This window comes from Bacteroides sp. OF04-15BH (assembly GCF_003477995.1).
Taxonomy (GTDB): domain Bacteria; phylum Bacteroidota; class Bacteroidia; order Bacteroidales; family Bacteroidaceae; genus Paraprevotella.
Window position 1 is genome coordinate 34,673 of the sequence record NZ_QUEM01000011.1, and the last position, 23,707, is coordinate 58,379.

The following is a 23,707-nucleotide window of genomic DNA, read 5'->3' on the forward strand; positions in this document are numbered from 1 at the left end:
TTTTCCATAAAAGCGTACGAAGATACAAAAAAACCTTCAAAAGAAGGATTTTTTCCCCGAAAAAATGTTATTCAACGACTTTCAGGCGCACCAATTCAATCTTCGTCATGGTGTTTTTGACGATTTTGAACTCGTATTTTCCAAAGGAAACCACTTCGTTGAGTTTGGGGAAGCTCTGGTACTGGTGCAGGATGAGTCCGCTTACTGTTTGGTAATCATCCGATTCCGGAAGGTCGAGGTCGAGCAGCTCGTTTACTTTTTCGATTTCCAGACGGGCGGAAATCAGGTATTCGTTGTGGTCCAGTTTTTTGGCAATGTAGTTTGAGGTGTCGTGTTCGTCTTCGATGTCACCGAAGATTTCCTCTACAAGGTCTTCCATGGTTACAATGCCCGAGGTTCCGCCGAATTCGTCCACGATTACGGCCAGTGACTTTTTCTGCTGCATGAATGTCTTGAGCAGTTTCTGGGCCTGCATGGTTTCGGGCACAATGGGCACCTCGCGGATGTTCTGCTGCCACTGGTCGTGTATCTTGAACATTTCCGATGAGTGGATGAAGCCTACGATGTGGTCGATGTCTCCGTCGTAGACGATGATTTTCGATTTTCCGCTTTCCACGAACAGGTTCTTCAGCTCTTCGAGTGAGGCCGTGCGGTCGATGGCCTGAATCTCCGTGCGCGGCACAATGCAGTCGCGCACCTTTACGTTGGAGAATTCCAGGGCATTCTGGAAAATCTTCACTTCTTCGTTGATTTCCTCCTTGTCCGTAGTGCTGTCTATGCTCGACTGGATGAAATAGTCCAGGTCCACTTTGGTAAAAGCTTGCTCGGTCTGGTCTTTGCTGGTGTTCAGACCCACAATGCGGAGAAACAGGCGTGACAGTCCGCTCGTAAGTTCTGATATCGGATAAAGCACCACATAGAAGATGAATGCCGGGAAGGCAAAGATCTTCATCATCTTGTTCGGATTGATCTTAAACAGGGTCTTGGGCAGAAATTCGCCCGTAACCAGTACGATCAGGGTGGAAATCAGCGTCTGGATAATCAGTTTGGCGCCTTCGTACTGTCCCAATCCGAGCGGTTCGAGCAGGTAAAAGTCGAGCACGCCGGCCATGAGAATACCGTAGACGACCAGGGCGATGTTGTTGCCCACAAGCAGGGTGGAGATAAAGTTGTTGGGATGCTCGTAGAAGATGTCGAGCACCTTGCTGGTGAAGCTCTGTGAGGACTTTTCCAGCTCATAGCGGAGTTTGTTGGAGGACACAAAGGCAATCTCCATGCCGGAAAAGAAGGCGGAGAGCAACAGGATAAAAGCTATTTCCAAAAATATTATTCCCATAGTTTTAAATTGGTTTGGCCGGTCCCTGGCGCACCACGGAGTCTTGCGGGCTGGCCGAGCCGGCATCGTTAAACGGCAATGAGCCTTTTGAATTGTAGAATGTGTAGCGGGTCATCTGTTCGTTGGAGCGGAAACGGGTTCCTTCCACCTCGCGTTCGGGGGTGATGATCCGTACATACATGTTGGAGTACACTTCGTGGCTGGACATGTCCCAGAACAGTTCTTCGGTCTTGAAGACAGTACCCTCCACGTTCCGAACTACAACGCGTCCGCGCAGCTCCCAAAGTTTCTGGTTATAACAGTAGGCGGTGTCGGCCTGGACGAACCATTCTACATGAAAGGTGGTGTCGAACTTCTCCAGAAGCAGTCCTTTCAGGAAGGTCCATTTCGGCGGGTTGGTGGTGTTGTAGATATTCCAGTTTTCGGCAATGATCTTGTAGCGGATGATTCCCGAGTCGGAAATCAGGTTGCTGATGCCCTTGGCCTGCATGAAGGGGAGGGAGTCTTTGTCGCTGACTGCGGGTGCCGTATGCACCTTTTCGCCCGAACATGAGGATATCAAAACATGCATAGCAGTTATCAGAAGTATAACTGCTATGCATGAAGTTGAATTCATATAATTATGTTTCTTTGCCGTCATAAAGCTTAGTTGATCTTCCACTTCATAAACCACTTCTCATTGAAGGTGATGCCCACGTTCAGACGGAGGTAGTTTTCGGTAATCATGGATGTAGCACTCGGGCTGCAATGCAACCATTGGAAGGATACGTTGACCACCGAGCGGTTGTTGATATTGTTGGTGATGGGCAGTCCGAATCCGGCAGTGATGCCATATTCGCGCGGACCGTCCTGACCGTTTACCTTGACGTATGGGGTGCTGTATGAAGCTCCTATCTTGTATTCCACGCGTTGCAGGTAGCGGCGGCTCTCGCGGTTAGGTACAAATTCGGCACCAATCACAGCCTTCGTGCGGTTCAGGAACTGTCCCTTTTGTGCGGCATAGACCGAAGTCTGGTCGTCGATGGCAGGCATGACACAGTCTGCCCACTTTTCGTGATGCACATCGGCACCGACGCTCCACTGGTTGTTGTACTTCCAGTTGATACCCACACCGAAGCTGTATGGCAGCTGGAAGGCATTCGGAGCCACTTGTGTGGTGGAGTCGCTGTTGGTAGTGTGAGTCAGCACGGTGGCTGAATTGTTGATTTTGTGTCCGATTCCGGCAATCGCACCGATGGTCAGCAGGTTCTTCTTGTTGATAGGAATGTCATACTGAACACCGAGGTCTACCTTGTAAGTGGTGATGTCGGCATTGAACTGTCGGTACAGATTGTTGGCATTGGCATCGGCCGAAGAGCCGTTGTATAAAGTCTGGCTCACCGTGTGGTAGTAGTTACCCCACAGATAGCTCACGTTGGCACCGATGGAAAAGTTGCGGAACGGTTCCCAACCGATACCCGCATACAGCTGATGGATACCGCCGTCGCCATAATATGTTGACTGGTTGGTGATGGTGTTGCCCGAAACATAGTCCGTGCCCACATGCTGCGATGTGGTGAAGTTGTATCCGATGCTGGAATAGGGAACAAAACCGAAAGAAAAGCCCAGGTGCTTTCTGATGCGGAACAGGGCGTTCACATAGTCCAGTGAGGTGTTATGTGCGTTGACACTGGTGCTTCCGTCGCTGAAATTTCCGTTTTGCAGAGACATACCCACATCAAAGATAAAGGTAAGGGAGTCTGCCTTGGAGTAGGATGCCGGGTTGAGCATGTTTACGCGATTGCCTGCGTGCAAGCCGATGCCCAGTCCGCTCATGGCTTTGTTGAAACCCTGTGACTGGTCATCCAGCATTCCCAGTCCGAAACGGGAGTAGGGGGAATTGGTTCCGTTGGTCTGTGCTGTGGCCGGGAGAATTTGTGCTCCGGCGAGTAATAAACTATAAAGAATCTTCCTAGAACTTTTCATTGTTGAAATTTAATATTCTGTTTAGTCCCCTTGGAACGAGGTATTTGTCTGCAAAGATGATATTTTTTATGCTGGAATCAAAATTAAAGTCGTCTCCTCCAGTTAAAAAAACCAAAAGATCCGGATACTTTTTCCGGAAGTGGCGGATATAACCCTCTATCTCAAAAGTCATTCCGGTGATTACTCCCGAGCGCATGGCCGTTTCGGTGTCATAACCCAGTTCCGGGGTGTCTCCCTTTCTGTCGATGAGAGGCAGTTTGGCGGTGAAGGTGTGCATGGCCTTCAGGCGCATCTGCAATCCCGATGTGATGTTTCCGCCCCAGTAATTTGCCTGACTGTCAATAAACTCATAGGTGAGGCAGGTGCCGGCATCAATCACGAGGATGTTGCGTTCCGGATACTGCATGTTGGCCCCGATGGCGGCGGCCAGACGGTCGGAACCCAGCGTGTGCGGCGTGCGGTAACGGTTCTGTATGGGAATTGGGGTAGAGGCGTTGAAATATAAAATTGGGAAATCGACAGATGCCAGCTGCTCCTGTACCGTAGCCGACAAGTCGATGACCGAGGCGACAATTCCCTTTTTAAATTTATATTTCTTTATGAATGAACCCAGTGCCTCCAACGAATCATTGGAGGTTCTGATTTCTTCGACAGGGGTCTCTCCATCGAAGGCTACCAGTTTGGCGAGCGTATTTCCTATGTCAATAATTAGATTCACTTTCTTTGATATATGCCTTTTGGCCTGCAAAGTTATATAAAAATGATTAGTTGTGCTACCTTTTTTCTATATTTTGCGTGCTGGAGTTACAGATTCTTTCCGATTTGAATGTTTCGTCAAATAATGTACGCTATTTTGCCATTTTTACAGAAATTCGTAGGTGTCGTGTTGATATATTGATTACTTTTGCACGGCTTTAATGAAAAGTGTTGCTTTTTCTTTTGCCCCAAAGTATGTGATTTATGAAAAAGATTTTTTTGTTTTTGTGGTGCATCTGGAATATCCTGAGTGTGCAGGCGCAGGATTTTGAACGCGATTCCATTGAGTTCAGTCTGCTCACCTGTTCGCCTTCTTCCGAGATTTATGCGCTATACGGACATACGGCCATCCGTTATCGGAATGTAACAACCGGTGACGACTGGGCCTTCAATTACGGACTGTTCGACTTTGATTCGCCGAATTTTGTGTGGCGCTTCACAAAGGGTGAGTGTGACTATGAGTTGGGGATCATCCCTTACGCTCCGATGGAAGATTATTATCGTCGCCGTGGCTCGGCGGTCTATGCTCAGGTCCTGAACCTGACACCCGCAGAGAAGGAAAATCTGTTTCGCCTGCTGATGATCAATTATGAGCCCGAAAACAGAAAGTATCGCTATAACTTCCTTTATGACAACTGTACGACCCGGGCGCGCGACCGCATTGAAGAGGCGGTCAACGGCGAGGTGGTTTACAAGGAACATGCCGGACGGGTACTCACTTACCGGCAGATTATCCACCAATACACGGCAGCAGCTCCGTGGGCCGAGGTGGGCAATGACCTCTGTCTGGGTGTCGATGCCGACAAACCTATTACGATACGTCAGGAAATGTTTGCACCTTTTTATATGAAGGACTATGCCGCTCAGGCTGTGATACGCACGACTGATGGCAAGGAACGCCCGTTTGTCTTGCGCGAGGAAACACTTGTTCCTCTGCCGGCACAGGCTGTGGAGCCTACGGGAATGGCCCGCATCTTCTCTGAATATCTGACTCCAGTGGTGGTGGGAACCCTGCTGTGCGTCGCTCTGCTGATATTGGGCGTGTTTCAGTATCGCAAGAATAAGATCTATTGGGGCGTGGATGTGTTCTTTCAGTTGCTGGTGGCTCTGATGGGCTGTGTGGTTACCGTGCTGTTCTTCTTCTCGGAACATCCTACAGTGGGGTCAAACTGGCAGATTCTGTTGCTGAATCCTCTGCCTTTCCTGTTCTTGCCGCGGATCGTAACGTGCGCCATACATCGGAAGAAAACACGAATCCATGAGGTATATACTGTATGGTTAATGTTTTTTATGATCTTTTCAGTATTTACTCGGCAGGACTTTTGTGCGCCGGTTGTATCTTTGGCATGTATTTTGTTGATACGATCATTAGGTTATATCCTTTATTATAAGAAAAATCAAATAAAATAAGATAATGCATTTAAAAAACTATCGTTTACTTACTGCCCTGATAGGAGCGTGGATTTTGTCCAACGCTTCGGCACATGCGGCTTCGGATGCGCCGCGTCTGGTGGTGAGCATTACGATCGATCAGTTGCGTTCTGATTACATGCAGGCCTTTAAATCGCTGTATGGCGAGCGGGGGTTCAAGCGTCTGATGAAAGACGGATACGTCTGCCTGAATGCGGAATATCCTTTTGTCAGTCCGGACAGAGCTTCGGCTGTGGCTTGCCTGTTTACCGGTGCTTCGCCTTATGAAAACGGTATTGTGGCGAATATGTGGATGGATCGCAAGATTCTCCGTCCGGTGTTCTGTGTGGACGACGAGAAATATCCTTCTCTTCCTAAGGGTACGGCTTCCTCGCCGCAATATCTGCGTACTTCCACTCTGGTGGACGAACTGAAGATGGCTTCGGCCGGAACCGCGCAGATTTATGCCATTTCGCCTTTTCGCGATGCTGCAATTCTGGCGGCAGGACATGCAGGCGATGGCGCTTTCTGGATCAATGACGAGACGGGACAGTGGGTTACTTCCTCATATTACGGTGGCTATCCGGCGTGGGCCAGTGCTTACGATCGCACCAATCCGTTGTGGGAAAAGGTTGGCGAGTTTAAATGGACGCCGACCAACGATCTGGTAGGTAATTTCAATTATCTGCTGGGCAGTGCCGTGACCAATTCCTTTGAACATCGTTTTAAGGGAGACCAGCGTATCTCGCAGTTCAAGACTACCGGTTGTGTCAATGAGGAGGTGAATAAGTTTGCCAAAGTGTGCATGGAAAGCACGGCTTTGGGAAAAGATGATGTGACTGACTTTTTGTCAGTGACCTATTATGCTGGAAATTTCGAGCATAGAACCTCGTCTGAATATCCTATAGAATTGCAGGATACGTATGTGCGTCTTGACCGTCAGTTGGGCGATCTGATTGATTATGTAGAGAAACGGGTGGGAACTGGACAGGTGCTCTTTGTGGTGACCTCTACCGGTTATTCAGACCCTGAGCGCCCTGAATTGGCCCGTTACCGAATTCCTACCGGAGTGTTCAGCATGAAAAAGGCATCTGCCTTGCTGAACATGTATCTGATGGCCATGTATGGCGAAGGTCAGTATGTGGAAGCCACTTACAATGCGCAGATTTTCCTGAACAAGAAACTTCTTGAAGAAAAACAGCTTAATTCGGCGGAAGTGTTGCAGCGATGCCAGGATTTCATCATTCAGCTGGAAGGTGTGCAGGATGTGTATACCAGCCATCGTCTGAATGTCGGTTCCTGGAGTCCTGTAATCAGCAAGATCCGCAACAGTTACCACCCGAAACGTTCCGGAGATATTCTGATTGATGTTTCTTCGGGCTGGAAACTGGAGACGGAAAACTCTAACGAACCGCTCTGGATCAGAGAGGGCTTCGTCAGCTTCCCGCTGGTATTCCTGGGCTATGACATCAAGTCACAAATCATAAAAACTCCTGTTTCTGTAGACTGTGTGGCACCTACACTGTCACAGTTTATGAGAATACGGGCTCCAAACGCTTGCTCTGCTTATCCGCTGACGGATTTAAAATAGAATTTGCTATTTACCGTCAATAGAATGTGCTTTTTTGAAAAAATTATAATAACTTTGCAGTCGTTTGACAAATAAAAAAACAATATATATGGATATAAATAAATTTTTAAGCAAGCTGTTTGGTAACAAGTCAACCCGAGATATGAAGCAGATTCAGCCTCTGGTTGAGAAGGTAAAGGCCGCTTATCCTGAAATACAGGCATTGGACAATGATGCACTCCGTGCGAAGACTCAGGAGTTGAAGAGTTACATTCAGGGATCGGCCAATGACCTGAAGGACAAAATAGCTGAACTGAAGGCTAAGATCGAGCAGACCGAGATTCAGGACCGTGCTCCTTTGTTTGCACAGGTCGATAAATTGGAGAAGGAGGTTCTGGACCGCTATGAAGTGGCTCTGAACGAGGTGATGCCTCAGGTGTTCGCTATCGTGAAGTCTACTGCCGAGCGTTTCGCCCAGAATGAGGACGTAATCGTTACAGCAAACGATTTCGACCGCATGCTCGCTGTGAAATATGATTTCGTGGATATTGACGGAGACAAGGCCGTATATCACGCTCACTGGACAGCCGGTGGTAACGACATCCGCTGGAACATGGTACACTATGACGTACAGCTCTTCGGTGGTATCGTATTGCATCAGGGTAAGATCGCCGAGATGGCAACCGGTGAAGGTAAGACATTGGTAGCAACCCTGCCGGTATTCTTGAATGCGTTGACTGGAAACGGTGTGCACGTGGTAACCGTGAACGACTATCTGGCCAAGCGTGACTCTGACTGGATGGGTCCGATCTACATGTTCCACGGCTTGAGCGTAGACTGTATCGACCGTCATCAGCCAAACTCTGACGCACGCCGCAAGGCTTACATGGCCGATATTACTTTCGGTACCAACAATGAGTTCGGTTTTGACTACCTGCGCGACAACATGGCTACTAACCCGAAAGATCTGGTACAGCGCCGTCATAACTATGCGATTGTCGATGAGGTGGACTCCGTGTTGATTGACGATGCCCGTACTCCATTGATTATTTCTGGACCGGTGCCACAGGGGGACAATCAGTTGTTCGGCGTCTATCAGCCGCTGGTTGAGCAGCTCGTGGCAGTTCAGCGCCAGTTGGCCACTCAGTATCTGGCCGAGGCCAAGCAGCTTATTGCCAGTGACGATAAGGAAAAGGTGGCTCAGGGTTTCCTGCAGTTGTATCGTAGCCACAAGGCCCTCCCAAAGAACAAGCCATTGATTAAATATCTGTCTGAACCGGGAATCAAGGCCGGTATGCTCAAGACAGAGGAAATCTACATGGAGAACAACAACAAGCGTATGCCGGAGGCGGTAGAACCGTTGTACTTCGTGGTAGATGAGAAGATGAACAGTGTGGATCTGACCGACAAGGGTAACGAGTGGTTGGCTCACGCAACTTCAAATCCGGATCTGTTCGTATTGCCGGATATCACATCGGCAATGTCAGCATTGGAGTCTGACACCTCATTGTCTGCTGAGGAGCGTTTGCAGAAGAAGGATCAGCTTTACAGTGACTATGCCGTAAAGAGCGAGCGAGTACACACCATCCAGCAGTTGCTTAAGGCTTACACCATGTTCAACCGCGATGACGAGTACGTAGTGATCGACGGAGAGGTGAAGATCGTGGACGAGCAGACCGGTCGTATTATGGACGGTCGTCGCTGGAGCGACGGTTTGCACCAGGCTGTCGAGGCCAAGGAGCACGTAAAGGTTCAGGCTGCCACACAGACATTTGCAACCATTACTTTGCAGAACTACTTCAGAATGTATCACAAGCTTTCTGGTATGACCGGTACGGCCAGCACCGAGGCAGGTGAGTTCTGGGATATCTATAAATTGGATGTCGTTGAGATTCCGACCAACCGTCCTATCGCCCGTCAGGACATGGATGACCGTGTTTACAAGACTCAGCGTGAAAAGTATAAGGCGGTGATCGAGGAAGTGGAGAAGATGATCAAGGCCGGTCGTCCGGTGTTGGTAGGTACCACATCCGTTGAAATCTCTGAAATGTTGAGCAAGATGCTTCAGATGAGAAAGATTCCGCACAACGTATTGAATGCGAAGTTGCACCAGCAAGAGGCTGACATCGTGGCCAAGGCCGGACAGAGCAGTACTGTGACCATCGCTACTAACATGGCCGGACGTGGTACGGATATCAAGTTGAGCGACGAAGTTAAGGCTGCCGGCGGTTTGGCAATCATCGGTACCGAGCGTCACGAGAGCCGTCGTGTAGACAGACAGTTGCGTGGTCGTGCCGGTCGTCAGGGTGACCCGGGCTCATCTGTATTCTTTGTGTCTTTGGAAGATAAGCTGATGCGTCTGTTCGCCAGCGAGCGTATTGCTCACATTATGGACAAACTCGGCTTTGAGGACGGCGAGATGATTGAACACCCGATGATCAGCAAGTCTATCGAGCGCGCCCAGAAGAAGGTAGAGGAGAATCACTTCGGTGTACGTAAGCGCCTGTTGGAATACGATGATGTGATGAACAAGCAGCGTACAGTAGTGTACGAGAAGCGTCGTCACGCCCTGATGGGAGAGCGTATCGGAATGGATATCGCCGACATGATTTGGGACCGTTGCGTATATTTCATCGACGGCGGTGATTATGAAAGCTGCAAGGATAGCTTCCTCGAAGTGTTGGCTATGGAATGTCCGTTCACCGAACAGGAATACAACGAGGTGAAGCGTGAGAAACTTTATGAAAAGGCATACGAAGAAGCCATGAAGCGCTTCAAGATGAAGACCGATCTGATGGCTGCTGTTGCCAATCCGGTGATCAAGCAGGTTTATGAGACTCAGGGTGCCATGTATGAGAATATTCTGGTTCCGATTACTGACGGACGCCGCATGTATCAGATTTCAACCCCACTGAAGGAGGCTTATGAAACAGAGAGCAAGTCAGTGATCAAGGAATTTGAGAAGACCATCATGCTGCACACCATCGACGAGGCTTGGAAAGAAAACCTGAGATCTCTGGATGAGTTGAAACACTCCGTACAGAATGCCAGCTACGAGCAGAAGGATCCGTTGTTGATCTTCAAGCTGGAGAGTGTGACCTTGTTTGACAAGATGGTTGACAAGATCAACAACCAGACGCTGAGCATCCTGATGCGCGGTCAGATTCCGGTACAGGCTCCGCAGGAAGTGCGCGAGGTAGATCCGGAACCGGCACACCAGAAGCAGAACTATGTGGAGAGCCACGAGGATTTGAATGATCCGGATATGGCTGCCGCAGCTGCACAGGATACTCGCGCCGCACAGCCGCAGCAACCTCATGTAGCCGACAAGGGACCGGGTCGCAATGATCCATGTCCTTGCGGAAGCGGCAAGAAGTTCAAGAATTGTCACGGAGCCGGTCTCTAATCCGGTTTCGTCTGCCGATAACCCATCGATGCCCGGATTCGCAAGAGTCCGGGCATCTTTTTTTAGAAAAAACTCTTTTTTGGAGCTTTTGGGCGTGTGGCTCCCGACTTTATTCCCGCTTTGTCCTATTTTCTACATATAATTTGTTTTTTTAGCTCTAAAAAGCGACATTACAAATATTTTTTTGTAATTTTGGTTTCTATAAATATAAAAGACTTTTGATTATGAGCGTAACATCACCTACGATTCAACAGATAGAACGTGCTTTGAATAAAGTCGCAGCAAAGTTTTCGATGATAAAGACCGATCCGGTGCTTACGGATATTCATTTACAAATCAAGCCCGAATCCGGTGAACTTCTTGTGTATAATGATGATTTCGATGAGCTCACCCGTTGTGTGGTTGAGGAGTGGATTGATTCAAAAGACGAGAATTTCTATGAAACGAACGTGCCTGTTTTGAGAAAGTGCATTCAGGGAATGCAGGAGGTGTGGGAGAAACTTCCTATTCTCAAGCCTTTTTCCTTTGTGCTGATTGATGAAGATCAGGATGTGGTGAGCGACCTTTATCTGGTAGATGATGACACCATCATTTTGGATAAGGACCTTTTGAAGGGGCTGGATGAGGAACTGAATGATTTCCTGAAGAAATTGCTCGAAGAATAAGTTCTTATGAGAAAAATAGCTGTAGAAAGGCAGTGTGGAGCAATCCATGCTGTCTTTGTTTTTTGCGGTGGCGCCCGTTGTAAAAAAAACATCCCAATGAAAATGAAAAATCATCAGGATGCCTTTTCATTTTCATTGGGATGATTTTTCGGATGCGTTTTCCGGAGATTTTTTGAGATGTGAAACAGAAAAAGGAGCTGCACCCGAATGAGGGATGCAGCTCCTTTTGATATACCGGTAAACCAGACAGAAGGAATTAGATGGACAGGATGCCCAATACGTTGATCAGCTCCTTCTTGATCGGTTTGTTGTTCTTGATGGCATTGGCGAACGGAACGTAAACGATTTCGTCGTCACGGATTCCGATCATCACGTTGCGCTGGCCTTCCAGAATGGCATTGATGGCACCCACACCCAGGCGTGAAGCCAAGATACGGTCGCTGGCGCTTGGTGAACCTCCGCGCTGCAGGTGGCCCAGGATAGATACACGCACATCATATTCCGGATATTCCTGTTTTACACGGTCGGCATAGTACATGGCACCGCATTTCGGGCTTTCGGAAACGATGACGATACTTGAGCTCTTGCTCTTACGGATACCACGTCCGATGAACTGCTCCAGCTGGTCGGCATTGGTGGAGTCTTCCGGAATGATGGCTGCTTCGGCACCGCTGGCGATGGCACTGTTCTGTGCCAGGAAGCCGGCATCGCGTCCCATTACTTCGATGAAGAAGATACGCTCGTGTGAAGTCGCCGTGTCGCGGATTTTGTCCACGCACTCCACGATGGTATTCAGGGTAGTGTCATAACCGATGGTTGAGTCGGTTCCGTACAAGTCATTGTCGATAGTACCCGGAAGTCCGATACACGGAACGTCGTACTCCTCGGCAAAGATTCTTGCACCGGTGAGTGAGCCGTTACCACCGATAACCACCAGTGCGTCGATGCCCTGTGCCACCATGTTGTCGTAGGCAACCTTACGGCCTTCTACGGTTTGGAACTCCTTGCAGCGGGCTGTCTTCAGGATGGTTCCGCCACGCTGAATGATATTACTTACGTTTTCGGTTGTGAACTCCTGAATCTCGTTGCGCAACAATCCCTCGAAGCCTCTGTAAATACCTTTTACCTTGAAGCCCTCGGCAATGGCGGTACGAGTCACCGCGCGGATGGCGGCATTCATTCCCGGAGCATCACCTCCGGAGGTCAGTACACCGATACATTCAATCTTTTTTTTCATGCTCTGAATTCTATTAATGTTTGTGAGTACCACAAAGGTACGATAAAACTGAGAATTTTCAGATATGTGAATAGCGAAAAATATATAAATATGTGTCATTCCGCTCCCCATGTGACATTCCTTTGTAGTTTGCCCCTCTTCCGGCGGCGGGGCAATGGGGGAGCAGGCAGGGAATGCTGAAAATTCGAATGTTATAAATAATTAAAATATAAAAAATATGAGAATGCTCTGTTTTTATTGAGGAGAAAAAGATTTATCTTTGCGGCGAATTTTAAACAATATAATGTCTAACATTATTAGTATTTTTATTATCAATTAATTAACTAAATGGCAGATTTGAAAAATGTAGCTCCTCTGGCAGATTTTGACTGGGAAGCTTATGAAAGCGGTGACGCAGCAAACGTAAGTCGTGAAGAACAGCAGAAGGCTTACGAAGGTTCTTTGAACAAAGTAAACGATCACGAAGTTGTTGACGGTACTGTTATCGCAATGAACAAGCGTGAGGTTGTTGTGAACATCGGCTTTAAATCAGACGGTATCATTCCTATGAGTGAGTTCCGTTACAATCCTGATTTGAAAGTAGGTGATGTTGTTGAGGTGTATATCGAAAATCAGGAAGACAAGAAGGGTCAGTTGATCCTGTCACACAAGAAGGCTCGTGCTACTCGTTCTTGGGATCGTGTTAACGAGGCTCTGGAGAAAGAAGAAATTATCAAGGGATACATCAAGTGCCGCACTAAGGGTGGTATGATCGTTGATGTATTCGGAATCGAGGCATTCTTGCCAGGTTCACAGATCGATGTTAAGCCAATCCGCGATTACGATGTATTCGTTGGCAAGACTATGGAATTCAAGGTGGTTAAGATCAACCAGGAATTCAAGAATGTTGTTGTTTCTCACAAGGCTCTTATCGAGGCTGAGTTGGAGCAGCAGAAGAAGGAAATCATCAGCAAGCTGGAAAAAGGACAGGTATTGGAAGGTACCGTTAAGAATATCACATCATACGGTGTATTCATCGACTTGGGTGGCGTAGACGGTTTGATCCACATCACTGACTTGTCATGGGGCCGCGTTAGCGATCCTCGCGAGGTTGTTCAGTTGGATCAGAAGATCAACGTGGTTATCCTCGACTTCGATGATGAGAAGAAGCGTATCGCTCTGGGCTTGAAGCAGCTCACTCCGCACCCATGGGATGCTTTGGATCCTAACTTGAAGGTAGGTGACAAGGTTAAGGGTAAAGTTGTCGTTATGGCTGACTACGGTGCATTTATCGAAATCGCTCCGGGTGTAGAAGGTCTGATCCACGTTTCTGAAATGTCTTGGAGCCAGCACTTGCGTTCAGCTCAGGACTTCATGAAGGTGGGCGATGAAGTTGAGGCTGTTATCCTGACTCTGGATCGCGAGGAGCGCAAGATGTCTCTGGGTATCAAGCAGCTGAAGGCTGATCCATGGGAGAACATCGAGGCTAAGTATCCTGTAGGTTCTAAGCACACTGCAAAGGTTCGCAACTTCACTAACTTCGGTGTATTTGTTGAGATCGAGGAAGGTGTTGACGGATTGATCCACATCTCTGACCTGTCTTGGACTAAGAAGATCAAGCATCCTTCAGAGTTCACTCAGATCGGTGCTGAGATCGAGGTTCAGGTTCTGGAGATCGACAAGGAGAACCGTCGTCTGAGCTTGGGTCACAAGCAGTTGGAGGAGAACCCATGGGATGTATTCGAGACTGTATTCACTCAGGATTCAGTTCACGAAGGAACTATCGTTGAGATGCTCGACAAGGGTGCCGTTATCCAGCTGGAGTACGGTGTAGAAGGTTTCGCAACTCCGAAGCACCTCGTTAAGGAAGATGGTTCACAGGCTCAGTTGAACGAGAAGTTGCCATTCAAGGTTATCGAGTTCAACAAGGAAAGCAAGCGCATCATCCTGTCTCACAGCCGTATCTTCGAAGATGCACAGCGTGCTGAGGCTAAGGAAGCTAAGAAGGCTGCTGCTCCTAAGAAGTCATCAAAGAAGGAAGATACTCCGATGATTCAGAACCAGGCTGCATCAACTACTCTGGGTGACATCGATGCTTTGGCAGCTTTGAAGGCTCAGATGGAAAAAGGTGAATAATTCTATTCAAGAATAAATAGCGAAGAGCGGTGTCCTCGGGTCACCGCTCTTTTTTTATAACAATTGGTGTTCTATGGAAAAATTCGAAGTCAATATTCTGGGTTGCGGTTCTGCATTGCCTACGATGCGCCACTATCCCTCGGCACAGGTGGTGAATGTGCGCGACAAGCTCTTCATGATAGATTGCGGCGAAGGAGCCCAGTTGCAACTGCGCCGCTCGCGTCTGAAGTTCTCGCGCCTGAACCATATCTTTATTTCGCATCTGCACGGCGACCACTGTTTCGGTCTGATCGGTCTGATTTCCACTTTCGGGCTGCTGGGGCGTACCGAAACGCTGCACATTTATGCGCCGGCACCGCTGGAATCCCTGCTGCGCCCGCAACTGGATTTCTTCTGTCAGGGAATGCCTTATGAGGTAGAGGTTCACGAACTTTCTGTCGAGACTTACTCTTTGGTCTACGAAGACCGTTCGGTCGAGGTCTATGCCTTTCCGTTGCGCCACCGGGTGCCCTGTATGGGCTTCTGCTTCCGCGAGAAACCCGTGTTGCCGCATATCATTCGCGAGAAAATAGATTTCTATAAGGTGCCCGACTATGCCATTGCGCGCATCAAGCAGGGAGCCGATTGGGTGCTCGAGGACGGAACTGTGGTGCCCAATGCCCATTTTGTGCGTCCCGCGCAGCCGCCGCGCAGCTATGCCTACTGCTCGGACACCACTTATCTGCCCGAAATCGTTCCTTTCCTCAGAGGGGTGGACCTGCTTTATCACGAGGCCACTTTTGCAGAATGCGACAAGCGCCGCGCCCGCGAAACCTGCCACAGTACGGCCCGTCAGGCAGCCGAAATGGCGCGGATGATCCGAGCCCGCCGGCTGTGCATCGGTCACTTCTCGGCCCGTTACGACGATGAGGAGCTGCTGCTCCAGGAGGCGCAGACCATCTTCCCCGATACGGTGCTGGCCCGTGAGAATCTCAATCTGCAGATTTGATTTTTGTGCATATTGTTTGCTCCTTCAAAGAAAATACTTTATATTTGTGACATTGAGAAAGGAAGTCAGGATTTATGAAGAAGAAATACATTACACTTATATTGTTACTCACTTTGTTTTTGCCGGCTGTGACACCCGCCTATGCTTTTGCTGATATGCCTTCTGTGGGAATGATGGACGAACTGGCTCCATCCATTACCGTGCGTGGTAACCAACTTACGGTGCAGCATGCCGAGGGCATGGTGTTGGAAATCTATAACCTGGCCGGTCTGAAAGTGGGTTCGTTCAAGGTAGAGAGTTCGGAGCAGAGCATCAGCACTTCTCTGCCTAAGGGATGTTATATCCTGAAACTGGGAAAACTGGTACGTAAAATCTCTATCGGATAATCTCATGTGATGAAACTCGGAAAATGCCGTTCTTTATTTCTTGCTCTTAGTTGCGCCTTTATGTATTCCTGCGGACAGGAAGAGGTAGAGGTGCACCGACAGGTGTCTGTTGATGACTTCGGGCAGTGGAATACGGATTCCTGCTCGCTGTATAGCGGAAAAATCAGAACGGAGATTGAAGAGCTGATTCATGACAAACCGGCAACCTTGTATGCCGATGCCTTTCTCAACCGTTACTATCTGGAGAAAGGTTCCTTTCTCTGGATTACCCGTAATGGGGTAGACTCTCGGGCAGACAGTCTTTTGGCCTTGTGTTCCGATGCCAAAAGATGGGGTATGCCCTCAGCACTTTTCCAGACCCAACCGATACAAAAGGATCTGGAGCGTGTGCGTGCGCTGGATTTTGCTTCCTCTCAGGAAATCAGTGCCACATACGGTCGTCTGGAATACCGGCTCACACAACTTTATCTGCGCTTGCTCTGCGGACTGCGGTTTGGTCTGCTGGAGCCTTCGCGTGTGTTCAATCGTCTGGATGTGGCCGACACCACGCCTCAGGTGGTCTATACCCGTCTTTATGACATACCGACCGAGCGCGCCAATCAGGCCTATATCCGGCGGGCGCTGAACAACCTGAGTCATATTTCTTTTGTGGACAGCATACGGGCCAGTGAGCCCGCCACTCCGGCTTATCTGCGGATGCTGGCGCTGTATCTCTCCCCCGAATCCGAGTCTTACGGCCGCTATAAGGTGCTGGCCAACCTGGAGCGTCTGCGCTGGCGGCGCACGCAACCCGACAAGCGTTATGTGTGGGTCAATATGGCTTCGCAGGAACTTATTGCCTGTGACGAGGCTGCCGGACGGAGCCTTGAAATGAAAATCTGCGGCGGCTCGCTGAAGCATAAAACCCCCTTGCTGCACTCCCGGATAGACTATATGCAGATAGATCCCTATTGGGTGATTCCTTTCAGCATCATCAAAAATGAGATTGCCGTGCGGCATGTGGGCGATTTGGGATATTATGAGCGCAACCGGATCAAGATTATCGAGAAGGGCAGCGGGGAAGAAGTTGACCCTGCCGACGTGAGTGCGTCCATGCTGCTTTCGGGCAATTACATGCTCCGTCAGGAAAGAGGCGAAGGGAACTCGCTGGGGCGCATGATATTCCGCTTTACGAACAATTTCGCCGTCTTTCTTCACGACACGAACAACAAGGGGGCTTTTGCCCGCAGCAATCGGGCCATCAGTCACGGATGTATCCGTCTGGAGAAACCTTTGGAGCTGGCTTCGTTCCTGATAGACGATGACGAAACGATGGATAAGGTGCGCCTCTCGCTCGACCTGCCGCCGACAACCGACAAGGGAAGGCGCTGGCAGCAGTCCGACAATTTTAAACCGATGAGCTATTACCGCTTTTCTGCGCCATATCCTCTGTTCATCACCTACCAGACGCTGTATTTTGATGCGTCGGGAAAGCTGCGCTCCTGCGGCGACCCTTATGGTTACGACCGTATTATCATAGAGAAACTAAAAAACATATAAAGACAAGCATACACTGTGCCTAGGCAATGAATATGACAATCAATGAGGAAGAACTGGTGAGGCAGTTGCAGGACAAATCCATGCAGCGTGCCGCTTTTGCCCGTATGGTGTCGGTATACAGCGAACCTATCTATTGGCAGATTCGCCGGATTGTACTGTCGCACGATGATGCAAATGATCTTTTGCAGAACACGTTTATCAAGGCGTGGACCAATCTGGAATCCTTTCGCGGCGATTCCAAAATTTCCACCTGGCTTTATCGCATCGCCATCAATGAGGCGCTGAATTTTGTGCAGAAGCAGAAAAATCATTTTAGTCTGGATGAAGACTCCAGTGTGGTTGACTTCCTGATGAGCGATGAGTTTTTTGACGGAGACGAGTTGCAGGCCCAGTTGCAGGAAGTCATAGCCCGTCTGCCGGAGAAACAGCGCCTGGTGTTTCAGATGAAATACTTTCAGGACATGAAGTATGAAGAAATCAGCGAGATTCTCGGCACGACTGTCGGGGCGCTGAAGGCCACATATCATCACGCAGTCAAAAAGATAGCAGAATTTTTTCAAGAAGAAGATTAAACCTTTTCGTCTTTGTATTGTCTTATAGGTGTACAAAGTAGGAGTCATTATGAGAGAAGAAGATATTATTCGTAGAAAGTTTGGCAACAAAGAACCATTCACCGTGCCGGAGAACTATTTCGCAGACTTTGCGGAGCGGCTGATGAATGAATTGCCGGAAAAGAATGCTCCGGTAGTGCACACGCCGACTGCCAAGGTGCGCCATTTGCGCTACTGGCTGGCTACAGCGGCGGTGCTCTGTTCTGTGGCCGTGACCGGTGCCTGGATTTATCTGAAGCAGGCTTCCGCTTCAAAAACTCCGGTTGCCTCTGTGGCTGTGGAGCGCGAAATCAATGTTTCTTCGGAAACTGAGTCGCTCTATATGGAGGACATGCTGGACTATGCTTTGGTTGATAATAGTGAGATTGCCATGTATCTCACAGGTTCAAATTAATTTATGAGTTTTATTGTTATGAAAAAACAATTGTTACTGATTGTTCTGCTGGCCTTTGGATGGCTGACCGAACTTTCGGCTCAGCAGAACGGGCCACACAACTTTTCTCCGCAAAAATTCCGTGAGGAAATGGAGGATTATATTATTCTCAGTACCGGTATGACGGCACTCGACGCCAAGAACTTCTTTCCGTTATATCATGAGTTGCATGACAAACAGCGGAAAATCAATAAGGAAATCATGAAGCTCAAGCGCATACACAAAAATGAAAATCCTACGGAAAAGGAGTGCAAGGAGTGCGTGGAGCGGATTATGGAACTGAAAGTGGAGTCTGCCGAGTTGGAACAGGCTTACTTTAAGAAGATGTGCAAGGTGGTGTCTCCGAAGAAGGTACACGCCGTGATGATTGCCGAAGACAAGTTCCATCGCCGGATGTTGCAGAACATTCCCAGTAACAAGAGATTTATTAAGCTGATACCTTCGCAAGGTCCGAAGAAATAAAAAAAGGGGCGCTTCTCAGCGTCCCTTTATTTCGTTTTTAGGTATTAGTTTTGTCTTAAGGTAAAAAGATTGTTTTCAGGATAACGATGCAAAGGTAATTGTATTTTTCTAACATTACAAATATATTTTTATGTTATAAAACATGTTTGTGTTTTATTCTGTAAAAACACCTGAAATGCCTTTAACAATCTACTTACCGATATAGTATTTCAATAGGCCGTCCATTGGGTCCTGGATCACGGTTCCCAGTTGGAAGCCTCTTTGCTGGAGACATTCTTTCAGTTCTTCCTGAAAATAGAAGGCAATGCTTCCGATAAAGGAAACCTGTGTGCTTTGCGGCCGGTATGCTTCCAGATTATAGAATATGAAATCGTCGAAGGCGTTGCAGAGCAGCGCATGTATTTCTTTTTCATCTTTGTGCCGATGCAGGAAAGGAGTGAGCGAGGCCAGAAAACGGTTGGCCATAGGAGCACGGTAGGTACGCTCGATGACGGTGCCCATATCCAGTCCGTATTCTTCCTGAAAGGCTTGCCGAATGGGTGCCGGCAACTTTCCCTTGAACAAAGCCCGCAGCAGTATTTTTCCCAAATAGGCTCCGCTGCCTTCGTCTCCTAAGATATAGCCCAGTGCCGGAGTCTGTGCGGCTATCTTTTTGCCGTCGTACAGACAGGAGTTGGCTCCGGTTCCCAGAATGCAGGCAATTCCTGTGCTTTGCTGAAACAGGCTGCGGGCAGCTCCCAGCATGTCGCTGTATACCTCTATGGTCTTTGTTCCGAAACACGCTTGCAGGATTTCGGCCATAAAGCTTTTTCGGGCTTCTGTGCAGCCGGCACCGTAAAAGAAAATCTTTTCCGGTTTTGAGGTCGAGAAGATATTTTCTTGCTTCTGAAGGGCCGGAAACAGTTCCTGATGGATGATGTTCAGAATGACTTCGCGGTCTTGTGTCGAAGGGTTGATTCCCGTGGTGGTGATGCGTATCTGTCTGTCGGTTTCCAGGGCAAAGCACCAGGTACATTTGCTGGAACCGCTGTCTGTAATCAGTATCATAATCTTTTTGTTTTTTGGCATTTCGTGCAAAAATAGTAAAAAAGCCTTTTTCGCGGCAGCTTTTCCGGAGATATTGTTGGGGCTGTCTCTGATCCTTCAGAATTTGCTTTGAAGCAAGAAAAGAGGTCTTCCGCAGATTTATCCCGTCATATTCTGTGGTAGTTTACCCGATTTTGTGTAAATTTGCAACATAATATGAATAGATAAACAACAAATTTATATGGAATTAGCAAGTAAGTACAATCCTGCAGATGTAGAGGAAAAATGGTATCAGTATTGGCTTGACAACAAGTTGTTCAGCTCTAAGCCCGATGGCCGCGAGCCATATACCGTGGTAATCCCACCGCCAAACGTAACCGGTGTGTTGCACATGGGACACGTTCTGAACAATACCATTCAAGATATTCTGGTGCGCCGCGCCCGTATGGAAGGCAAGAATGCCTGCTGGGTGCCGGGTACCGACCACGCTTCTATTGCCACTGAGGCCAAGGTAGTGAACCGTCTGGCCGCACAGGGCATCAAGAAGACTGACCTGACCCGTGAGGAGTTTCTGAAGCATGCCTGGGCATGGACTGAGGAGCACGGAGGTATCATTCTGAAGCAGTTGCGCAAGTTGGGTGCCAGCTGTGACTGGGACCGCACCGGCTTTACGATGGATGAAATCCGCAGCAAGAGCGTCATCAAGGTGTTCTGCGACCTGTATAACAAGGGACTCATCTACCGCGGTGTGCGCATGGTGAACTGGGACCCGAAGGCACTGACTGCCCTTTCTGATGAGGAGGTAATCTATAAGGAAGAGAACAGCAAGCTGTATTATCTGAGATATATGGTGGCCGACGAGAACGGTCAGCCGGATGGAAGCGGACGTTATGCTGTGGTAGCTACCACACGTCCTGAAACCATCATGGGTGATACTGCGATGTGCATCAATCCGGAAGACCCGAAGAACACTTGGTTGAAGGGCAAACGTGTGATTGTTCCTCTGGTGGGTCGTTGCATTCCGGTCATCGAGGATACTTATGTGGATATCGAGTTCGGTACCGGATGTCTGAAGGTAACTCCGGCACACGATATCAACGACCACATGCTCGGTGAGAAATACAATCTGGAAACTATTGATATCTTCAACGACAACGGTACTATCAGCGAGGCTGCCGGTATGTACGTGGGCATGGACCGCTTCGATGTGCGCAAGCAGATTGCCATCGATCTGGAGAAGGCCGGTCTGTTGGAGAAGATCGAGGACTATAATAATAAGGTAGGTTTCTCTGAGCGTACCAATGTGCCTATCGAGCCGAAGCTGTCTATGCAGTGGTTCCTCAAGATGGAGCACCTGGCCAAGATCGCTCTGGGACCGGTGATGAATGATGAGATCAAATTCTATCCGGCCAAATACAAGAACACTTACAAGCACTGGATGGAGAACATCAAGGACTGGTGTATCAGCCGTCAGTTATGGTGGGGACACCGCATTCCGGCTTACTTCCTGCCGCAGGGCGGTTTCGTGGTAGCTGAGACTCCGGAGCAGGCTTTGGAACTGGCTAAGGAGAAGACCGGCAACGCCGAGCTGACTCTGGCCGATCTGCGTCAGGATGAGGACGCGCTCGACACCTGGTTCTCTTCTTGGTTGTGGCCTATTTCTCTGTTCGACGGTATCAACAACCCGGGCAACGAGGAAATCAGCTACTATTATCCAACTGCCGACCTCGTAACCGGTCCGGATATTATCTTCTTCTGGGTAGCCCGAATGATTATGGCGGGTTATGAGTACGAAGGCAAGATGCCGTTTAAGAATGTTTACTTCACCGGTATCGTGCGCGATAAGTTGGGACGCAAGATGAGTAAGTCACTGGGTAACAGTCCTGATCCGCTGGATTTGATTGAGCGCTTCGGTGCCGACGGTGTGCGTATGGGTATGATGCTTTCTGCACCGGCCGGTAACGATATCCTCTTCGACGAGGCACTGTGCGAGCAGGGACGTAACTTCAACAACAAGATTTGGAATGCCTTCCGCCTGGTACAGGGTTGGAATACTGCTGCTGTGGAACAGCCGGAGAGCGCGAAGATTGCTGTGGAGTGGTTCGACGCCATGTTGAAAAAGACTGCTGCCGAGGTGGCCGATCTGTTCAAGAAATATCGTCTGAGCGAGGCTCTGATGGTGGTTTACAAACTTTTCTGGGACGAGTTCTCAAGCTGGTATCTGGAAATGATCAAGCCGGCATACGGCGAGCCGATCGACGAGCAGACTTATGCCAAGACCCTGTCCTTCTTCAACTCACTGCTCAAGTTGCTGCATCCGTTCATGCCATTCATCACTGAGGAGTTGTGGCAGCACCTGTACGACCGCAAGGCCGGTGAGAGCATCATGGTAGATGTTCTTGACTTTGCTGCACCGACAGAGCAGGATGAGGCTCTGGTGGCCGCTATTGAGCAGGCTAAGGAAATCGTAGCCGGTGTGCGTACTGTGCGCAACCAGAAGAACATCTCTCCGAAGGAATTGCTCGCCCTTGAGGTGGTAGGCAGCAATCCGGTTGCCGCTCTGAACAGCGTCATCATGAAGATGGCCAACTTGAAGAGCATCGACACCGTAGAGCAGAAGGGTAGCGGAGCCGCTTCGTTTATGGTAGGTACTACCGAGTATGCCGTAATCTTGGGCGACCTGATCGATGTGGAGGCTGAAAAGGCGAAGCTCGAAGCTGAGCTGAAGTATCTGCAGGGCTTCCTGACAGGAGTACAGAAGAAGCTGTCGAACGAGAAGTTCGTGGCCAATGCTCCTCAGACTGTTGTGGAGATGGAGCGCAAGAAACAGGCCGATGCCGAGAGTAAGATTGCTTCGATCAAGGAGAGTCTGGCTCAGTTGGGATAATACTTTATAGCAAGAAAATACGGACAATCACGGCAGGGGCTTGTTTCCCTGTCGTGATTTTTTAATAAACGGTAAAACAGATAATCATGCATACAAGAGAAGAACAAATGGCGGCATTCGGGCGCTTTCTGGATGTGCTCGACACGCTGCGCGAACAGTGCCCGTGGGACAAGAAGCAGACCAACGAAAGCCTGCGTCCCAACACGATAGAAGAAACCTTTGAACTGTGTGATGCCCTGATGAAGGACGACACGAAGGACATCTGTAAGGAGTTGGGCGATGTGCTCCTCCATGTGGCCTTCTATGCCCGCATAGCCAGTGAGAAGGAACAGTTCGACATAGCCGATGTGTGCGACCGTCTGGTAGAGAAACTCAAGTTCCGCCATCCGCATATTTACGGCGACGTGCAGGCACAGACGGCCGATGAGGTGAGCCGCAACTGGGAACAGATCAAGCAGAAGGAGAAGGACGGAAACAAGACCGTGCTTTCCGGAGTGCCCAACGCGCTGCCTTCGCTCATCAAGGCTTACCGCATTCAGGACAAGGCACGCAATGTAGGCTTCGACTGGCAGGAGCGTACTGATGTTTGGGACAAGGTTCGCGAAGAACTGGGAGAACTTCAGGTGGAGCTGGAGAAGGAAGACAAGGAAAAGTCAACCGAAGAGTTCGGCGATTTCCTGTTCAGCTTGATCAATGCGGCCCGCCTGTATCACATAAATCCCGACAATGCGCTGGAGCATACCAATCAGAAGTTTATCCGTCGCTTCAATTATCTGGAGCAGAAAGTCAAGGAGAGTGGTAAGGATTTCAAAGACCTTACTCTGGAGCAGATGGATGCTTATTGGAACGAGGCTAAGGCTTTGGAGCGCCAGGGTTGATTTTCAGGTTCTGATGACCGGAGCAGGTTGTCAGAAC

At 49.0% G+C, this 23,707-nt stretch carries 20 protein-coding genes; 14 read left to right on the top strand and 6 right to left on the bottom strand.

What is annotated here, in order from left to right; translation table 11 throughout:
- Positions 1-67: 67 nt before the first annotated feature.
- Genes DXA74_RS06630 through DXA74_RS06645 form a run of 4 tightly spaced genes read right to left on the bottom strand, consistent with a single transcriptional unit; the run spans position 68 to position 4,019 of the window.
- The gene (locus tag DXA74_RS06630) at positions 68-1,336 is read right to left on the bottom strand and encodes a hemolysin family protein (RefSeq protein ID WP_118525987.1); all 1,269 of its coding nucleotides are present in this window, start codon (positions 1,334-1,336) and stop codon (positions 68-70) included.
- Between the two features lie 4 nt (positions 1,337-1,340).
- Positions 1,341-1,976: an LPS export ABC transporter periplasmic protein LptC gene (gene lptC, locus DXA74_RS06635; RefSeq protein ID WP_118525988.1), complete on the bottom strand. Its 636-nt coding sequence runs from the start codon at positions 1,974-1,976 to the stop codon at positions 1,341-1,343.
- 5 nt (positions 1,977-1,981) lie between these two features.
- Positions 1,982-3,301 carry a hypothetical protein gene (locus tag DXA74_RS06640; protein WP_118525989.1) on the bottom strand — a complete coding sequence of 440 codons (1,320 nt, stop codon included), beginning with the start codon at positions 3,299-3,301 and terminating at the stop codon, positions 1,982-1,984.
- The gene (locus tag DXA74_RS06645; RefSeq protein ID WP_118526096.1) at positions 3,288-4,019 is read right to left on the bottom strand and encodes a type III pantothenate kinase; all 732 of its coding nucleotides are present in this window, start codon (positions 4,017-4,019) and stop codon (positions 3,288-3,290) included. The genes DXA74_RS06640 and DXA74_RS06645 overlap by 14 nt, the downstream gene beginning before the upstream one ends.
- A 242-nt stretch (positions 4,020-4,261) precedes the next feature.
- Here DXA74_RS06645 and DXA74_RS06650 point away from each other — a divergent pair, with 242 nt between their 5' ends.
- The 5 genes from DXA74_RS06650 (at position 4,262) to DXA74_RS16310 (ending at position 11,252) form a co-directional block, all read left to right on the top strand.
- A complete protein-coding gene (locus DXA74_RS06650; protein ID WP_118525990.1) occupies positions 4,262-5,467 on the top strand; it encodes a DUF4105 domain-containing protein in 1,206 nt (401 codons plus the stop codon).
- Between the two features lie 4 nt (positions 5,468-5,471).
- Positions 5,472-7,058, top strand: a complete 1,587-nt coding sequence (locus DXA74_RS06655; protein ID WP_118525991.1) for an alkaline phosphatase family protein — start codon at positions 5,472-5,474, stop codon at positions 7,056-7,058.
- Between the two features lie 88 nt (positions 7,059-7,146).
- A complete protein-coding gene (gene secA / locus DXA74_RS06660; RefSeq protein ID WP_118525992.1) occupies positions 7,147-10,443 on the top strand; it encodes a preprotein translocase subunit SecA in 3,297 nt (1,098 codons plus the stop codon).
- A 224-nt stretch (positions 10,444-10,667) separates the two neighbouring features.
- Positions 10,668-11,108 carry a hypothetical protein gene (locus tag DXA74_RS06665; RefSeq protein WP_118525994.1) on the top strand — a complete coding sequence of 147 codons (441 nt, stop codon included), beginning with the start codon at positions 10,668-10,670 and terminating at the stop codon, positions 11,106-11,108.
- A 6-nt stretch (positions 11,109-11,114) separates the two neighbouring features.
- Positions 11,115-11,252, top strand: a complete 138-nt coding sequence (locus tag DXA74_RS16310) for a hypothetical protein (RefSeq protein ID WP_158576030.1) — start codon at positions 11,115-11,117, stop codon at positions 11,250-11,252.
- 112 nt (positions 11,253-11,364) lie between these two features.
- Here DXA74_RS16310 and pfkA read toward each other — a convergent pair whose 3' ends face one another.
- Complete coding sequence (pfkA, locus tag DXA74_RS06670; protein WP_118526098.1) at positions 11,365-12,345, bottom strand: 6-phosphofructokinase; 981 nt, start codon at positions 12,343-12,345, stop codon at positions 11,365-11,367.
- A 327-nt stretch (positions 12,346-12,672) separates the two neighbouring features.
- Between pfkA and rpsA the strand changes: the two genes are divergently transcribed.
- The 7 genes from rpsA to DXA74_RS06705 all read left to right on the top strand — a co-directional run bounded on the left by rpsA (position 12,673) and on the right by DXA74_RS06705 (position 18,879).
- Complete coding sequence (gene rpsA / locus DXA74_RS06675; protein WP_118525996.1) at positions 12,673-14,460, top strand: 30S ribosomal protein S1; 1,788 nt, start codon at positions 12,673-12,675, stop codon at positions 14,458-14,460.
- 73 nt (positions 14,461-14,533) lie between these two features.
- Complete coding sequence (locus tag DXA74_RS06680) at positions 14,534-15,448, top strand: ribonuclease Z (protein WP_118525998.1); 915 nt, start codon at positions 14,534-14,536, stop codon at positions 15,446-15,448.
- Between the two features lie 74 nt (positions 15,449-15,522).
- On the top strand, positions 15,523-15,834 hold the full coding sequence (locus DXA74_RS06685; protein ID WP_118526000.1) for a T9SS type A sorting domain-containing protein: 312 nt from the start codon (positions 15,523-15,525) through the stop codon (positions 15,832-15,834).
- Positions 15,835-15,843: 9 nt separating this feature from the next.
- Positions 15,844-17,373 (top strand): L,D-transpeptidase family protein, encoded by a 1,530-nt coding sequence (locus DXA74_RS06690; RefSeq protein WP_118526002.1) that lies wholly within the window; start codon positions 15,844-15,846, stop codon positions 17,371-17,373.
- Positions 17,374-17,405: 32 nt separating this feature from the next.
- On the top strand, positions 17,406-17,945 hold the full coding sequence (locus DXA74_RS06695) for an RNA polymerase sigma factor (RefSeq protein ID WP_118526100.1): 540 nt from the start codon (positions 17,406-17,408) through the stop codon (positions 17,943-17,945).
- A 49-nt stretch (positions 17,946-17,994) separates the two neighbouring features.
- The gene (locus DXA74_RS06700) at positions 17,995-18,378 is read left to right on the top strand and encodes a hypothetical protein (RefSeq protein WP_147401046.1); all 384 of its coding nucleotides are present in this window, start codon (positions 17,995-17,997) and stop codon (positions 18,376-18,378) included.
- 18 nt (positions 18,379-18,396) lie between these two features.
- Positions 18,397-18,879 (top strand): hypothetical protein, encoded by a 483-nt coding sequence (locus tag DXA74_RS06705; RefSeq protein WP_147401047.1) that lies wholly within the window; start codon positions 18,397-18,399, stop codon positions 18,877-18,879.
- A gap of 189 nt (positions 18,880-19,068) precedes the next feature.
- Here the strand turns inward: DXA74_RS06705 and DXA74_RS06710 are convergent, their stop codons facing one another.
- The gene (locus DXA74_RS06710) at positions 19,069-19,926 is read right to left on the bottom strand and encodes an ATPase (RefSeq protein ID WP_147401048.1); all 858 of its coding nucleotides are present in this window, start codon (positions 19,924-19,926) and stop codon (positions 19,069-19,071) included.
- A gap of 220 nt (positions 19,927-20,146) precedes the next feature.
- Between DXA74_RS06710 and DXA74_RS06715 the strand changes: the two genes are divergently transcribed.
- Positions 20,147-22,792 (top strand): valine--tRNA ligase, encoded by a 2,646-nt coding sequence (locus tag DXA74_RS06715; RefSeq protein WP_118526010.1) that lies wholly within the window; start codon positions 20,147-20,149, stop codon positions 22,790-22,792.
- Between the two features lie 86 nt (positions 22,793-22,878).
- On the top strand, positions 22,879-23,670 hold the full coding sequence (gene mazG, locus DXA74_RS06720) for a nucleoside triphosphate pyrophosphohydrolase (protein WP_118526012.1): 792 nt from the start codon (positions 22,879-22,881) through the stop codon (positions 23,668-23,670).
- Positions 23,671-23,707: the final 37 nt, after the last annotated feature.

Excerpts from the sequence above, each read along its gene's own strand:
- DXA74_RS06630 (WP_118525987.1), bottom strand. The coding sequence starts at position 1,336 with ATGGGAATAATATTTTTGGAAATAGCTTTTATCCTGTTGCTCTCCGCC.
- DXA74_RS16310 (WP_158576030.1), top strand. The coding sequence starts at position 11,115 with ATGAGAAAAATAGCTGTAGAAAGGCAGTGTGGAGCAATCCATGCTGTC.
- pfkA (WP_118526098.1), bottom strand. The coding sequence starts at position 12,345 with ATGAAAAAAAAGATTGAATGTATCGGTGTACTGACCTCCGGAGGTGAT.
- DXA74_RS06650 (WP_118525990.1), top strand. The coding sequence starts at position 4,262 with ATGAAAAAGATTTTTTTGTTTTTGTGGTGCATCTGGAATATCCTGAGT.
- secA (WP_118525992.1), top strand. The coding sequence starts at position 7,147 with ATGGATATAAATAAATTTTTAAGCAAGCTGTTTGGTAACAAGTCAACC.
- DXA74_RS06690 (WP_118526002.1), top strand. The coding sequence starts at position 15,844 with ATGAAACTCGGAAAATGCCGTTCTTTATTTCTTGCTCTTAGTTGCGCC.
- DXA74_RS06665 (WP_118525994.1), top strand. The coding sequence starts at position 10,668 with ATGAGCGTAACATCACCTACGATTCAACAGATAGAACGTGCTTTGAAT.
- mazG (WP_118526012.1), top strand. The coding sequence starts at position 22,879 with ATGCATACAAGAGAAGAACAAATGGCGGCATTCGGGCGCTTTCTGGAT.
- rpsA (WP_118525996.1), top strand. The coding sequence starts at position 12,673 with ATGGCAGATTTGAAAAATGTAGCTCCTCTGGCAGATTTTGACTGGGAA.
- DXA74_RS06680 (WP_118525998.1), top strand. The coding sequence starts at position 14,534 with ATGGAAAAATTCGAAGTCAATATTCTGGGTTGCGGTTCTGCATTGCCT.
- DXA74_RS06710 (WP_147401048.1), bottom strand. The coding sequence starts at position 19,926 with ATGATACTGATTACAGACAGCGGTTCCAGCAAATGTACCTGGTGCTTT.
- DXA74_RS06705 (WP_147401047.1), top strand. The coding sequence starts at position 18,397 with ATGAAAAAACAATTGTTACTGATTGTTCTGCTGGCCTTTGGATGGCTG.
- DXA74_RS06700 (WP_147401046.1), top strand. The coding sequence starts at position 17,995 with ATGAGAGAAGAAGATATTATTCGTAGAAAGTTTGGCAACAAAGAACCA.
- DXA74_RS06695 (WP_118526100.1), top strand. The coding sequence starts at position 17,406 with ATGACAATCAATGAGGAAGAACTGGTGAGGCAGTTGCAGGACAAATCC.
- DXA74_RS06715 (WP_118526010.1), top strand. The coding sequence starts at position 20,147 with ATGGAATTAGCAAGTAAGTACAATCCTGCAGATGTAGAGGAAAAATGG.
- lptC (WP_118525988.1), bottom strand. The coding sequence starts at position 1,976 with ATGACGGCAAAGAAACATAATTATATGAATTCAACTTCATGCATAGCA.
- DXA74_RS06640 (WP_118525989.1), bottom strand. The coding sequence starts at position 3,301 with ATGAAAAGTTCTAGGAAGATTCTTTATAGTTTATTACTCGCCGGAGCA.
- DXA74_RS06655 (WP_118525991.1), top strand. The coding sequence starts at position 5,472 with ATGCATTTAAAAAACTATCGTTTACTTACTGCCCTGATAGGAGCGTGG.
- DXA74_RS06685 (WP_118526000.1), top strand. The coding sequence starts at position 15,523 with ATGAAGAAGAAATACATTACACTTATATTGTTACTCACTTTGTTTTTG.